Consider the following 14,061-nt stretch of genomic DNA (forward strand, 5'->3'; position numbering starts at 1 on the left):
AGCGCGCCCCTACTGCAGATCAAAACGCCGGGCAATAATCAGGCCACCATCGTCTTGGGCCTGAACCAACATACCCTGGTGCGGCGGGATAGAAATCGTACCGTTAGCATGTCCACTACCGGGAAAGTTCAGCGCAGGGCTCACCTGATCAGTAAGGTTAACCGCCGCCCAGCCCTTCTCAAAGCTACGCCCATAAATACCCAGTGCACCCTCAATGGGGCCGGTCGGTTGGCCAAGATCCCAGGCTAGCTCTTCAACCCAGGGGGTGTCATTGTGGGCATCATGGGCACCGGCAGTCACCGCCGACCACTGACCACCACCAAAAATCCAGAAAGCCGCAAGAGCCATCAGAAAGTTGGGGTGCTGCAGGTCTCCATCAGTGGAAGCCCGCAACAGGGTTAACCTTCCCTCACCCTGCGCCTGCTCCCCCTGCATGAAGTTCCGAAGGTTGGCCTGGGGGCTAGGCATCATCTGCTTAATCTGAGCCACCGAACTATTGGCATCCAAAAACTCGTTCGGCCCCCAGCCCAAGAAGACCTCTTCAAAACCGCCGCCGTAGGCGCTATGGCGCTCCCACTTACCCTCATCCCTGCGGGACTCAGCAATGTTCGGAACCAGGATTTTGCCGCGCGCGTTCAGGGCCTGACCGGCCTCTGAGATCAGCGCGTCAAGGCCACGGTGGACTACCTCGATGCTTTCTGCGCCCTCAAGGGGGAAGTTCAAACCGTAGTAATCCCCGTAGATATCGTTATCTGCAAGAACACCATCAAAGGGGGAATCCGCAATCTCCTCCACCACGTTCTGAGTCCAACGGCTCCGGTAGGAGGCATCCCAAACTCGCATCTGGTAGTGCCCCCAGTAACCGTTCCACTCGATCTTGTCACCGTTGAGGCGACGAGCAAACCACCCCTGAGCCTCAGCTTCAGAATACGAAACACCGGAGGTGTAAGGTGCGCTCTCCTCATACCTACGAGCTGAAGATAGGCACTTATAGGCCAGTACGATGATATTAGGGTTGAGCTCTTTGAGCTGCCGTGCAGCCTCCCTCTCCCCCGGTTGGACCAAGGCCACCGCGTAATGTTGAGCTGCAAATTCAACCTGTTCGCGGGTAATTGGGTCGCCTCCGTAGCGTACCCATAATCCTCGACTGACCGTAGTCATGCCACCTCCTAGCTATTAGCCTCAATGTAATCTATGTTCTGGTCACCTTCGGCAACAACCGCGCTGGGGACACCCGCCAGCGAAGTGTGTTCTTGGCCAGGCTTATAATCCAACTTGCCCAGCTTGCGATAGATGTAGTTATAACGGTCCATCACATCGTGAAGCTGGAAGAACTGCAGTACGCGTTCACGAGCGTTGAGACATAGCTGCTCGTAGAAGTCCGGGCTATTCATAATCCGCTTGAGTGCATCTGCGAAACCTTGCGGGTCACCGGCCTGGGTAAGAATTCCGCAACGCTCAACGTGTGAGCCATCCTCAGAGACAAGAACATCATCAATCAGCTGGGACATACCACCCACATCCGAACCAATCACGGGGATTGAAGCACTCATCGCTTCCAAAGCAACGATAGGCTGGCCCTCGTTGTAGCTGGGCATGACCAGCGCATCAAAGAGACCCAGCTTTTCACGGACATTAACGGTTCCGTGGAAGGTGAAGTAGTCTTCAAGGCCGCGCTCCGCGATAGCCTCACGGCACTTCTCATAATAGGACGGAAGATGTTCGGTGGGGCCCAGGCAGTCAATGTGAAGCTTGAAGCCTTCATCACGGAGAATCGCCACCGTCTCAATCAGGTCGATCAGGCCCTTAATAGGAACCACACGGGCAATAAAGACGAACTTCCAAAGGTGGTTTGTGCCCTCTTGAATAATCGTTTCACGGGCATGGCGACGGAGTGCGTAAGCCTCATTGACATCAGAAATCAGCATGCCGTTGGGCAAGATAATGGAGCGTTCACGGATGCCATGAAGCCCCTGAGCCTCGTCAATGGCCTTGGGGTAAAGGTAGGTAATCAGATCCGCGCTGGGGTAGCAGAAACGACCCATCTGAATCCACCACAGCATCCAGGCGCGCTCTTCGGGGGTAACATCAAAAACGTCGGGATCCTGGACAGTCACGGGGAGGGACATATTCCGGTCCAAGAGAGTGTTCACGGTGTCACGGACGTAGAGGTTATGTTCCGTTAGCAGGAAGCTGCTCCCATTATCTCGTGCCCCGGCAGCACCGACGAGAGATGCGTACCCTGTGGTGTGTGCGTGGTAAACCCTAGCGTAGGGAAGACGCTCATGCAGGAGCGCATAAGCAAGAGAAAAGAAGGTACGGATTAGCCAGAAAGCATCAGAAAAGCTCATGTTATCGAGCGGGAGGCGTTCAAAGAGCACCTCCATAAATTCCTTGCTACCAAGAAGCCCCCACCCGGGAAACTCCCGGGTTTTCTCTGAGAACATGCGGTCATAGACCCGCCACAGAGGATTAACATCGGCTTCTTCTGTGAGCGCATACAGGGCATCGAAGAGTTCGTGCGAAGCCGCAATCCGCTCCTGGGCATTCAGGTGTAGCTTCTTGGCGGAATCAGAATAGGACTCCCGGTGCTCGTCGAAGCTCAAGAAAATGGTCTTAACCCAGAGTACGTTCTCTGGGACCCCGTAGAGGTCCTTCATGGGGGAATCTCTGTCCCAGGCAATGTGAATGATGCCGAACGTCAGATCTGGGTTGCTGGTAATAATGTCGTGGACAACCGCCGAAACCCCACCCTTGAGATAGGGGTAGGTGGACTCCATCGTAATAGCCACATCAACATCAGGGTAGTTCGGGTCAGTGTAATGCGCGCCGGAATCAGGCTTAAGAAGTTCTTTGTAGGTGTTTTCTACAGTCATGGTGCCTATCTTCAAATGTCTAAAAGGTGCAATTTGGGGAAGAGCGATCAATAGGGGGGGGGAGAGAACTACCAGGTGACAGCGTGCCGCCAGAAAAGGTCGTAGGCAGGAAGTTTCCAGGTCTTGCGGAAGGCTATGTAGGCAATCGTGACAAGCACGACCTCACCAGCCATGATGATGAAGTAGCCATTGGTATTCGGGATAAGGGCGAAAGCAAGCATGCACAAAATCAAATGTGCCAGACCTAAGACCTGAGGAATCAGATGGGACCCCAAGTAATCAACCTGGTAGCTGTAGATAGCAACAGCCAGGAACATCCACGAAGACATGATGATGCTAAAAGCCAAGATAACCGAGTCTGGCAGGTAGAAGAACATGAAGACTGCAACGAAGACAGAGCAGATACCAGCCATCAGCAGGGTGCGCTGTGTAGCCTGCAGAACTCGGCGTTCCACCTTCTTCGAGTAGCTCTGAACCTGGCTATAACCTCTGGTCTGGATAGCCTCACGCAGCTTTGCCACAGCACGGTCAACCTGTTTTGCCTCAGCAGCGAAGAAATAGTTATAGGCAACAACAGCAGGGATAAGACCCATGTAGATGGTGACAACCTGCAGTTCGCCACCCTGGGAGATAAAGAAGATGTACTTATCTGCCCAAAGGACGGTACCAATGAGGAAGCCACGGAGCATCTCGCGTGCAACAACAGGGTAGTAAAGCCGTTTGAAGAGGCTCAGGTAGCCAATGTAATCGCGAATTACAAAGAGCATGACCAAAATACCCATGAGAGGGGGGAGGAACCAGATCTTGGGGGCGATCAGCAGGGCAAGGGCGTAGGCCAGCCAGGAGAAGCCCCAGGCCTTACGGCTATCGGTGGGCAGATTAGCCACAACCAGAAGCTGCCCAAACATGACGTTCAAGAAACCCAGGAGCAGGAAAGCCATCAGAACGGTCAGGTTCCAGTGCAGAGCAAAGTAAAAGGGAAGAGCGAAAAGGATGAGCGCGGGCACTACTGCCAGGCAGGTTGAGACCCAATATTCGGCGAACCTTTTGGTGCAAGCCTCCAGATCACGCTCCCCCAGCAGGTCGTCCATAGCTTTATAGACGGGCAGGCAGATGCTCTGGGACATCCAGGGCACAGTAATGGAGACTGCCAGAATCACCTGTGTGAGGGCTACACCGCCCAGGGTCACCTCAGAAATTTGCGGGGTGACTAGCGGAAAAATAGTGGTTAGGAGGATGACGGGGGATAGATAAAGCAGAAATTGAATCAGAAATTTACGCTTTCGTGGATTTATTATCTTGCCCCGACGAGTAGATGTCATAAGTGCGGTTGACATAGGTAGATCTTTCTTAGGTGCGATTCCCTCTTCTTTATTTAGAACCATTATCCCAGTATCGGTGCTTGTCAAAAGCAGGGTTTTGCCCCCATTCAGGCTTTGTCACCATAATGTGGGACAGAAATCCAGGGCGAAAACTGACAAGTGAGCCAGGAGCTCAGGGTGAGGACCCAGCACCCGTCCCCCAAAAGGGGTAAAAGAAACATAAGCGCTAGTCAGGGTCATAAAAATGGCATAAAGAATGCCAGTAAAGTCGGGGCATCACATTCCGGGGCGCATATTTTCTAGACCCCGGTCAGCAGAACTTTAAAAGGAAAAGGGGCAGACCTAGCGGTCTGCCCCCTCCCCAACTCGCTATACCTCTGCTTGCCGCCCTAGAGACTCAAGGCGCACTAGCACAGACTTATAAACCGGCGTATTGGAACCTTTAGCTGCTGAATCCAGCGGGACCAAAACATTCCCCTCAGGAAGATAAACAGAGCAACAACCGCGCGCGTGATCATACTCAATGACGCGGAAGTTAGGGGCGCGGCGCTCCCCGTCCTCCCAGACAGAAACAATATCGACCAGGCTGCCATCCTGCAGGCCCAGCTGAGCAATATCATCCCTGTGCATAAAGACAACTCGGCGGCCCTGACGAACACCCCGATAACGATCGTCAAGCCCGTAAATGGTGGAATTGAACTGGTCGTGAGAGCGCACTGTTGATAGCAAAAGGTGACCGGCAGGAAGATCCAGCACGTTTGTCTCGTTCACCGTTAACAAAGCCTTACCGTTCTCAGTATTGAAAACACGCTCACGCGGGCCATTAGGCAGGTAGAAGCCCCCGGGCTTCTCTATGCGCTCATTGTAGTTCTCAAAACCAGGCACAGTGGCCTCAATCGCATCACGGATCAGAGCGTAGTTATCAATCATGGGCTGCCAGAAGTCATCCCCAAAAGTTTCGCGCCCCACCGAGCAGATAATATCTACCTCAGATTTCAGGTTCAGGTCATTGTTGGCCTTACGCTTACCGACGGAGGCTGAAACAACCCCAAAGGAATTCTCCACGGTAACTTTCTGAGGGCCACTGGCCTGGATATCCTCATCGGTTCGAGCACGGACCGGCAGAATCAGGGCTTTTTCCCCGGGCCAAGCATGTGACCCGTTGGGCTTGGTGGAGAGGTGGACCGTCATCTCCTGGCTGCTCATGGCCTTCTCACAGGCAGCGGTATCGGAGGCAACACGCACCAGGTTTCCACCCAGAGACATAAAGAACCGGTTACCACCATCACGCATCTGGCGTAGCGCCTTAACGGTATCTAAACCATGCTCACGGGGAACGGGAAAACCGAAGTGCTCTTCAACTGCTGCCAAGAAGGGCTCAGGCATCTTCTCCCAGATACCTACCGTCCGGTTGCCCTGGACATTGGAATGGCCCCTAAAGGGTGCGCTACCGGCGCCCGGCTTACCGATATTACCGGTCAGGAAGAGGAAGTTCATGATCTCACGCAGGGTGCCTACCGACTCGCGGTGCTGAGTAACGCCGAGCGTCCACGAAACAATAGCGCTCTCGGCCCGCTCCACCAAGTCAGCAACCCGAGCCACCTGAGCGGCAGAAATGCCTGAGCCAACTTCAAGCTCGGCATCATCAAGGCTCAGCAGATGCTCCTTGAGCTGCTCAAAGCCGCTGGTGAACTTGTCGATAAAAACATGGTCCAGGGCATCACGCAGAATCAGCTCCTTATTGAGCTGTTGGAAGAAGGCGCGGTCACCATCAAGACGTACCTGCAGGTACTCATCGGCTAGTTTCTCTGGAACCACCATACCCATAGGTGACTGAGGCTCCCGAAAGGCCATCAACCCGGTTTCAGGCATGGGGTTGAGCACCACCATCTTGCCGCCGTTTTCCTTCATTTTCTTAAAGCTAGTGAGCGAACGCGGGTGGTTGGTGCCGGGGTTCTGCCCCACAGAAATCAGCAGGTCGGTGGTTTCAAGGTCGCTCATGGTGATGGACCCCTTGCCCAAACCCGCTACCTCTTTAAGGGCTACCCCCGTTGATTCGTGGCAGAGATTACCGCAGTCTGGGAGATTATTTGATCCCAAGCGTCGGGCCAGCAGTTGGAAAGCATAGGCAGCCTCGTTTGAGGCCCGACCGGACGTATAAAAAACCGCTTTTTGAGGGTCAGTGCGCTGGAGTTGCTCAGCGATCAGGGCAAAGGCTTTCCCCCAGGAGACGGGGCGGTAGTGGTCATCACCACTGGAACGGTCATAGAGAAGAGGTTCGGTGATACGCCCCTGCTTACCCAACCAGAAATCCGTCTTAGTTCGTAGCTCTGTCACTGAGTAGCGTGCCCAAAAATCAGCCCCCGCCCGATCAGCAGTGGTCTCCTCCGCAATAGCCTTAGCACCGTTTTCGCAAAACTCCACAAGATTCATGTCATTCTGATAGGGCTCAGGCCAAGCACAGCCTGGGCAATCTACGCCCCCGGGCTTATTCATGGTCAGCAAAGGCAAGAGACCCCGCGCAGGAATGGCATGCTGCATTGCGTGGATAACTCCCCCAGGACCTGCCGCCACCTTTACTCGATGACCTACCTTAGGGTTATCAAAGGCCGTGGGGTTAGCGCCCTCGGCCCCCGACAAGGAACTACTCTTTTGCCTCAACACTTTAGCCATAGCATCATTCTAGCCCCCTGAGCACACGGGATCAGAGAATCTCACCTGCTATGTTCTGCTATATGCCCCGCATAGAGAGTAAAGCGATTATCCCGAGTGAAAGCAATGAGGGTCAAGCCCGCTTGGCGGGCAAGATCAACAGCTAATGAAGACGGCGCAGAGACCGCCACTAAGGCAGAAAAACCAGCTAAAACAGCCTTTTGCACCAGCTCAAAAGAAGCCCGGGAACTAACCACAAGGGTCTTGCCGGGCACATTCATATTCTGCCCAGATTCTGGCTCCCCCAGCCCCCCCTTTAAAAGCAGATAGCCAATAACCTTATCCACAGCGTTATGGCGGCCTATATCTTCGCGCGCAACGAGCATACTGCCCTGTGAATCAAAAACAGCCGCCCCATGAATTCCCCCGGTTTTACCAAAAAGCACCTGCTGCTCCCGGAGTTGCTGGGGAAAATCCAGTATCTGCTGTGGAGTCAAAGCCGCAGGCGCAATCGGCCTGTTGGCCTTACCCATAATCGACTCAATAGAAGTAGAACCACACACCCCGCAGGCTGAGTTCGTCACGGTCAGCCGCACATGTTCCAAGCCCGGAGCGAGGACTGCGCCTGCACTGGTCAGATCCAGCACGTTATAGGTATTAGCGCCATCTGGACCGGTAGCCCCGGCACAGTACCGGGCAGCCCTGATGTCCTCTGCACCGCGAATAATGCCCTCAGAATGTAAAAACCCATGTGCCAGCTCAAGGTCATGCCCCGGCGTGCGCATGGTGGTGGTGATAACACGCCCATCCAGACGGATTTCTAGGGGCTCCTCGGGGGTCAGCGACTCAGTTCGACGACTAGATGTGAAGCTACCATCTTCACCCAAGACATAGCGGGTTGCCGCAAGGCTACGGTTAAGCCTGCCCATCAGCTTGCTCCACCACATCGTCGATACCGGCGATAGCCACAAGCGCTTGGGCTATCGCATCGGGTGTTGATAGAGCGCCAGCCTGACCAGAACCGGCTTGAGCTGCAGCATAGCCCACCAAAAAAGCCGCCAGAGGTGCAGCGGGACGAACCACACCGTGCGCTACCCTCTTGGTCAAGCCAAGTAAGTGGGGGGTTAGCTCGCTGATAAGCGCTGGGTCAAGGTCTAGTTGAGCAGATGCCCGGCGCAGGAAGTCACGAGCCATCTCTAAGTCACCAGGATTTTTCTCAGCCATAGCCCTCCAGGTCAGGATCAAAAAGGTTCCCTTCCAAGATACACTCCCCCGCAAGCCCCCCTGGGACAGCCTCTCAACACATCCCAAAGGCGATAGCGGGCAAAGCCCCACAGTGAAACCCCTGAACCTATCTGTCAGCGGAGGCTCTCAGGGGTAAAACTGACCGCCAGCCCCTCACGCTCACCGAACCGCTCCAGGTGGCGACCTAAAACGCCTTCAAGACCTTCGCACTTCTCGGGAGTCCCAGCGTACACCTTAAGAACCAGGCAACCCTGCTCCTGCCCCGATCCCACGAGAAGATCCCCATACCCCCTGAAGTTCCCGTCACGATTAAAAGTTAGGCGGTAGCCCCCCTCAATCTGCTCTACCGGAATTTTATGCCCCATGTGCGAAGCGAGTTGCTTGGCATACCGAGCCGGGCGCTCCGTAGTCACAACTGCGCGCGAACGAACAGTTAAACTCTCAAGAGCTGGGTAAGCGGAATCAGTCATGGGTAAACCTTTCATGGTAGTTAGGCACACCTTATCTTATATGCACAAGGCTAGTATCATCCCTACAATTAAAGTGCGTCAATAGACACTCTCGCACACCGTTCTTTCCCCGAGGCTAAAAATGAATATAAATACCACCAGGCCCCAGGTCACTCGCGCCCAGGCTCTAATCCTCACCGCAGCTACCTTTGGGGTAGCCATGGGTACCAGCTCGCCAGCCTATGCGGTACCCAGTGTAGTCGGCGGCATCCGCGCGCTCTGGATTAATAACCCCGGCCTATACGGCCAACCCCTAGAAGCCGAGCAAGCTCTCAGCCCCGTAAGCGCCTACCAAGCCTTCACCAGGGGGGTCATCATCTGGGATTATGCATCAGGTGCCCACTTCTACCCCAATTCCGAAGGAACCTATCAGCGCACTGGCCCCGGCAATATGCTCCGGGACACCAGCAAGGTACTTGGCCCTCAAGATGCTATCGTTATCGGGGATTCCCAAGTCGGAGAACCCAACCAAGCCCGCAATTACTGGGTGGGTAAAGGCATCATGCAAGCGGGCTACACCCCGTACTTCTACAGCTGGGGTGGAGTCGGAATCATTACGGCTAACCAGTGGCACCCCTCCTACTACGATAGCGTAGTCAACAACGCGAGAGCTCTACCACTGGGTTCACCAGGGCTCATCTACATCAACGCATCGGGTAATGACCTCTGGACTAACAAGCCGCTAAACGAAGTAACTGAAGCAGCCCGACTCCTTATTCGCAAGCTTAAAGAGCTCTACCCCGGTAGCCGGATTGTTCTCTCTGAGATTCTCAGCCGCAGAATTGCCGAGCACGCCAACCGCCACTACCTCTCAGGCCTACTCCGTGATGTCGCAAGACAAGAGGGAATAGACACAGCTCCCACAAGGTACTGGGTAACAGATAAAAATGTTGCGCATCTCCTGGCAGATAGTGTGCACCTCAGCCCCACAGGTCACGATGCCCTAGCTCCTTATCTAGCCGCCTGGCTACGCTGGCTCAATGGCACAGGCTTTGCAGATATCCTACCCTCTAACCAGTTCTTCACCCAGATTAACTGGATGCGAGCCAATGGGCTCTCCACCGGCTGGGACGACGGAACATACCGCCCCTGGGACACCATGCGCCGCGATGCAATGGCCGCCTTCTTCTACCGACTTGCAGGATCACCTCGGTTCGACCCCCCAGCTACAAGTACCTTTAGAGATGTAACCACAGGCGACCCTTTCTACAAGGAAATTACGTGGATGTACGCCAATGGAATCTCCACTGGTTGGGACGATGGAACATACCGCCCCTGGGACACCGTGCGCCGCGATGCAATGGCCGCCTTTATATATAGATTCTCAGGCTCACCTGCTTTTATTCCTCCGACCGTCAGTCCTTTCAAGGACATAGCCACCGGCAACCCCTTCTATAGAGAAATCGCGTGGATGTACGCCAGTGGAATCTCCACCGGTTGGGTCGACGGAACATACCGCCCTCTACAAGCCAGTAAGCGTGACGCAATGGCTGCCTTCATCTACCGTTACAAAACCGGCAAAGGCTAAGACGCCTCCTAAAAATCTTTACTAGTACCGGGGCCAGTCGACAGGCCAATTCGACTGGCCCTGCATCTTCGAGTTTCAAAAACTCTTACTTCGTAAAAGCACTATGCCCTGTCATATCGCCAGATAATAGAGAGGCAGGCGTAGACTAGACAGGTACATTAGAGCGCTACCACAGTCTCCGATACGGTGGCGCTCTCTCATTTCTGGGCACACACCCACACGAGTATCTACGGATTTTCACGAATGTCTTCTGAGAACACCGCGGCTCAAAAACCCGCAACCACCAGCGCTATCGACAGCTTCTTCAAAATCACCGAACGTGGCTCAACCCTAGCCACCGAACTCCGAGGCGGCCTGGCCACCTTCTTTGCCATGGCCTACATCGTAGTCCTCAACCCTCTCATCCTGGGGCTAGCCCCGGACGGCGCAGGCAACACCCTCGGCGTTGAACGAGTTGCCGCCGCAACCGCGCTTATCGCGGGTATCCTCACCATCGTCATGGGTCTGTGGGCCAAACAGCCCTTCGCCATGGCAGCCGGCCTGGGCGTCAACGCCCTACTCGCATCAACCATTGCCACCACCCCCAACCTCACCTGGCCCCAAATCATGGGCCTGGTCGTCTGGGCAGGTATCGTCATGGCAATCCTAGTTCTTACCGGCTTCCGCCGCGCGGTCTTTGACGCCGTACCCGAATCTCTTAAAACCGCAATCGTTGTAGGTATCGGCCTCTTCATCTCCCTCATTGGCCTGGTCAACGCCGGCATTGTACGCCGCATGCCCGACGCCGCAGGTACCACCGTCCCCGTCTCCTTCGGTGCTGACGGCCACCTCAACGGCTGGCCTACCCTGGTCTTCCTCTTTGGGCTCTTCCTAACTATTGCCCTCTTCATTCGCAACGTGCGCGGCGCAATTCTCATCGGTGTAGTTGCCTCAACCATCCTGGCCATCATCCTAGAAAAAGTAGCGCCCTCTGGCTCATCCCTTGACTCAGCAACCGGCTGGTCACTCATGATCCCTGGCATTCCTACCCAGTGGGTAGGCCACCCCGACCTCTCCCTCATTGGCTCAGTGGACATGGTCGGAGCTTTCTCCGCAAGCTCCCTAGGAACCCTGGGCGCCACCATGCTCATGTTCGCCATCCTGCTCGCCGTTTTCTTCGATGTCATGGGAACCTCGGTAGGCCTGGCTACTGAAGCCGGCACCATAGATAAAGACGGCAAGATTAAGAACATCGACCGGGTGCTCCTCATAGACGCGGCAGGCTCCGTACTCGGTGGTGGCTCATCGAGCTCCGCACACCAAATCTTTGTGGAGTCCGCAACCGGCATCGGCGAAGGTGCCCGTACAGGCTTTGCCAACATGGTCACCGGCGCGCTCTTCCTGCTGGCTGTCTTCATCTCACCGCTGGTATCTATTGTTCCTTTCGAAGCAGTAGCACCCGCGCTGGTTGTCGTCGGCTTCCTCATGGTCCGCCAGGCCATCCACATTGATTGGACCGACTGGGGCCTGGGTATCCCAGCCTTCCTGACCATCATCATGATGCCTTTCACCTACTCCATTGCCGACGGTATCGGTGCAGGCTTCATCGCCTTCACCTTCATCCGCCTGGTCCAGGGCCGCGGTAAAGATGTACACCCCATTATGTACATCGTCTCGGCAGCCTTCCTGGTCTTTTTCGGTATGGGCATCATTGAAGGTTGGATGCACAGCTAAGCCCGCAAGAACCCCTATAGTTCTAAGCCCCGCCCCCTCTTTGCGTCACCCCCAATACAGAGCGGGCGGGGTTTCTTATTCCCTGTTTTAATTGAGGGCATGATTGATTCCACAACACGTTGCCCCTGCGGGACCGGCGAAACCTATGGCTCCTGCTGCCAGCGCTACCACCGGCAATTCGCTCAGACCGGTGCCCTCACCGCCCCAACCCCTGAGGCTCTCATGCGCTCCCGCTTCACTGCTTTTGCCCTCAACCTGCCTGACTATCTACTGGCAACCTGGCACCCCACTACCCGGCCACACTCTCTAGAGCTTGATGAGAGCCTGCGGTGGTACCGGCTCGATATCCTGAAAGCCACAGGCGGGCCCTTCGACCCCCAGGGAACCGTACACTTTGCCGCCTACTACCGGTCAGCACCGGGTACACCCAAAAGTCAGAAGGTGGGCGGGCTACAGACCGAAGTTTCCCAATTCACCAGAGAAAAGGGGGTCTGGTACTACCTTGTCGGCGCTGTCGAGTAGCCCACGAAAAAGCACCTATCAGGGGCTCAACAAGCAGGATTTCTGCAAGAACTAACCAATCATGCTCTTTAAGGCATACACAGTGGAATGGCTACCCTGACTACCCACCATCACCATATCCCCGCGCTCCAACAGGGGACGTAAAGCATAGCGCACCTGAGCAAGGCTTAAGCCCAGGCGCTCTGCCAATTCTGGTGCTGAAAGCTCACCGCCCCGGCCTAGGGCATCAACAATATATGGGGAATTCTTGCTCAGCCTTACCGGCGATTCAGCTACCGCAGACACTACAGGAGCAAGCTTCGCAGATTCAGGAGCAACCTGGGCTAGCGGCTCAGCCCGGTCAAACCAAAGAATCACCTTAAACTTAACCCCGCTGTTAATAAGCTAAGGAGTGGGGGTAGCCTCATTCCGAGCGAGGGAGGCAATGCCCGCCTCTACCGTGGCATCCGCTCCAACCGGGGTAAACCCGCTCTTCTCATCGACACCCAGGATCAGGGTCCCGCCATCGGGCATATTAGCAAAAGCGGGGAGTGTTTGCCCTAGATTCTGCGGTAAACCCTCCCGGGCGGCCTTGACCTCAATCTCAGTGCTATCAAAGCCTCGTTCCCGAAGTAGGGCAAGGGTTTCTTCAAGTCTCTGGGCGTTCTATTCCATAAGTCAATGATTCTCAGTGAGGTAGATTTTTATCAGTGATACCCTCAGTGTTAAGAGTGAGGACTTGCCCCAAGGGCCACTAGCACAAGACTATTGCTCCAGGGGAAGAATTTGACGTTACCCGCGTAGCTCTCGATCTAGTTGGACCGTATCCAGGTTCGGGGCGCCATCCCGCCGGGGCTGGGCAGAGCGAGCAAAGTCTCGGACCCAAGCATCGTCCTTGTACTGGGCGGGGACACCGCCACCCAGCAGGCGTTTGCTAATAGCGGCCGTTACCAGCTCCCCCTCCACGGGGAGGGGCGAATTAGAACCGGCGATAATCACGTTGCCGCGGCGACGGCCCTTAAGCATGGCCGGGTCAGCCACAATACAGGTGTGCTCAAATACCCGGGCGATAGCAGCAGCCTCGGCCCGTGCACCGTTGAGGTTACGGTCATCGCCGCAGTTGATGATGTACAGCCCACCGGGGGCTAGAGAGCGAGCGCCTAGCTGGGTGAATTCAAGGGTGGTTAGCGGCTCAGGAGTGATATAGCCCGAAAAAACGTCACGGATGATGATGTCCCGCGACTGGGGAGCGAACCCCTCGGTGACCTGACGGGCTTCACCCACGCGAATCTTAACCAGGGGTGCCTTGGGCAGTTCAAACCACTCACGCACGTACTCGGCTAACTTGCCGTCAAGTTCCACCACGGTGTTACGCGACTGCGGGTAGATATCGGCCAGGTAGCGGGCCATTGAGCAGGCGCCGCCGCCCAGGTGGGTAATTCGGAGCTTGGCGGGATCGCAGTGGGCATCCACGAAAGGCTCAATGACAGCCGCTAGCCAGCGCATATACTCAAAATCTAGCTCGCGGGGTTTACCCAGCACAATGTGGGAGGACTCCATGCCATTGATTTCTAGCACCCAGCCACCGGGGGTGTAGTCATCCTCAATGAGTTCAGCGATACCGGTATCAATAGGGTATTTACCCTCAACTAGGGACTCAGGGGCCTCTACCGTCGCCTTAGGTTTTCTTCTTCGTTTAGCCACCCCTCTAGCCT

General features: G+C 55.3%; 13 protein-coding genes. 3 read left to right on the plus strand and 10 right to left on the minus strand.

Translation table 11 applies throughout. The features are described from left to right. Window positions 1–9: 9 nt before the first annotated feature. The 7 genes from ACN08Y_RS02720 to ACN08Y_RS02750 all read right to left on the minus strand — a co-directional run bounded on the left by ACN08Y_RS02720 (window position 10) and on the right by ACN08Y_RS02750 (window position 8,565). Window positions 10–1,161, minus strand: coding sequence for a putative glycoside hydrolase (locus tag ACN08Y_RS02720; RefSeq protein ID WP_419104110.1), 1,152 nt, complete (start codon window positions 1,159–1,161; stop codon window positions 10–12). 8 nt (window positions 1,162–1,169) lie between these two features. Then, window positions 1,170–2,876, minus strand: a complete 1,707-nt coding sequence (gene pelF / locus ACN08Y_RS02725) for a GT4 family glycosyltransferase PelF (RefSeq protein ID WP_419111762.1) — start codon at window positions 2,874–2,876, stop codon at window positions 1,170–1,172. A gap of 68 nt (window positions 2,877–2,944) precedes the next feature. Next, on the minus strand, window positions 2,945–4,213 hold the full coding sequence (locus ACN08Y_RS02730) for a hypothetical protein (RefSeq protein WP_419098937.1): 1,269 nt from the start codon (window positions 4,211–4,213) through the stop codon (window positions 2,945–2,947). 354 nt (window positions 4,214–4,567) lie between these two features. Continuing rightward, a complete protein-coding gene (locus ACN08Y_RS02735) occupies window positions 4,568–6,871 on the minus strand; it encodes an FdhF/YdeP family oxidoreductase (protein ID WP_419111763.1) in 2,304 nt (767 codons plus the stop codon). Between the two features lie 41 nt (window positions 6,872–6,912). Then, window positions 6,913–7,779 carry a formate dehydrogenase accessory sulfurtransferase FdhD gene (fdhD, locus tag ACN08Y_RS02740; RefSeq protein ID WP_419111764.1) on the minus strand — a complete coding sequence of 289 codons (867 nt, stop codon included), beginning with the start codon at window positions 7,777–7,779 and terminating at the stop codon, window positions 6,913–6,915. Continuing rightward, window positions 7,766–8,074: a DUF6457 domain-containing protein gene (locus ACN08Y_RS02745; protein ID WP_419111765.1), complete on the minus strand. Its 309-nt coding sequence runs from the start codon at window positions 8,072–8,074 to the stop codon at window positions 7,766–7,768. Before ACN08Y_RS02745 ends, fdhD begins: the two co-directional genes overlap by 14 nt. A gap of 134 nt (window positions 8,075–8,208) precedes the next feature. Beyond that, on the minus strand, window positions 8,209–8,565 hold the full coding sequence (locus ACN08Y_RS02750; protein ID WP_419098933.1) for a DUF2218 domain-containing protein: 357 nt from the start codon (window positions 8,563–8,565) through the stop codon (window positions 8,209–8,211). A gap of 121 nt (window positions 8,566–8,686) precedes the next feature. On the opposite strand from ACN08Y_RS02750, the gene ACN08Y_RS02755 reads away from it, so the two are divergent. The 3 genes from ACN08Y_RS02755 (at window position 8,687) to ACN08Y_RS02765 (ending at window position 12,367) form a co-directional block, all read left to right on the plus strand. Further along, window positions 8,687–10,132: an S-layer homology domain-containing protein gene (locus tag ACN08Y_RS02755; RefSeq protein ID WP_419111766.1), complete on the plus strand. Its 1,446-nt coding sequence runs from the start codon at window positions 8,687–8,689 to the stop codon at window positions 10,130–10,132. 243 nt (window positions 10,133–10,375) lie between these two features. Next, window positions 10,376–11,845, plus strand: a complete 1,470-nt coding sequence (locus ACN08Y_RS02760; protein WP_419111767.1) for an NCS2 family permease — start codon at window positions 10,376–10,378, stop codon at window positions 11,843–11,845. Window positions 11,846–11,944: 99 nt separating this feature from the next. Continuing rightward, window positions 11,945–12,367: a YchJ family protein gene (locus ACN08Y_RS02765; protein WP_419111768.1), complete on the plus strand. Its 423-nt coding sequence runs from the start codon at window positions 11,945–11,947 to the stop codon at window positions 12,365–12,367. A 51-nt stretch (window positions 12,368–12,418) separates the two neighbouring features. Here ACN08Y_RS02765 and ACN08Y_RS02770 read toward each other — a convergent pair whose 3' ends face one another. The 3 genes from ACN08Y_RS02770 to ACN08Y_RS02780 all read right to left on the minus strand — a co-directional run bounded on the left by ACN08Y_RS02770 (window position 12,419) and on the right by ACN08Y_RS02780 (window position 14,050). Then, window positions 12,419–12,724, minus strand: a complete 306-nt coding sequence (locus ACN08Y_RS02770) for a winged helix-turn-helix domain-containing protein (RefSeq protein ID WP_419111769.1) — start codon at window positions 12,722–12,724, stop codon at window positions 12,419–12,421. Between the two features lie 27 nt (window positions 12,725–12,751). After that, complete coding sequence (locus ACN08Y_RS02775; RefSeq protein ID WP_419111868.1) at window positions 12,752–12,949, minus strand: hypothetical protein; 198 nt, start codon at window positions 12,947–12,949, stop codon at window positions 12,752–12,754. Between the two features lie 189 nt (window positions 12,950–13,138). Further along, window positions 13,139–14,050, minus strand: a complete 912-nt coding sequence (locus tag ACN08Y_RS02780) for a spermidine synthase (RefSeq protein WP_419111770.1) — start codon at window positions 14,048–14,050, stop codon at window positions 13,139–13,141. Window positions 14,051–14,061 lie beyond the last annotated feature (11 nt).

The sequence above is a fragment of the Rothia sp. P5764 genome (assembly GCF_048512965.1).
Taxonomy (GTDB): Bacteria; Actinomycetota; Actinomycetes; order Actinomycetales; family Micrococcaceae; genus Rothia.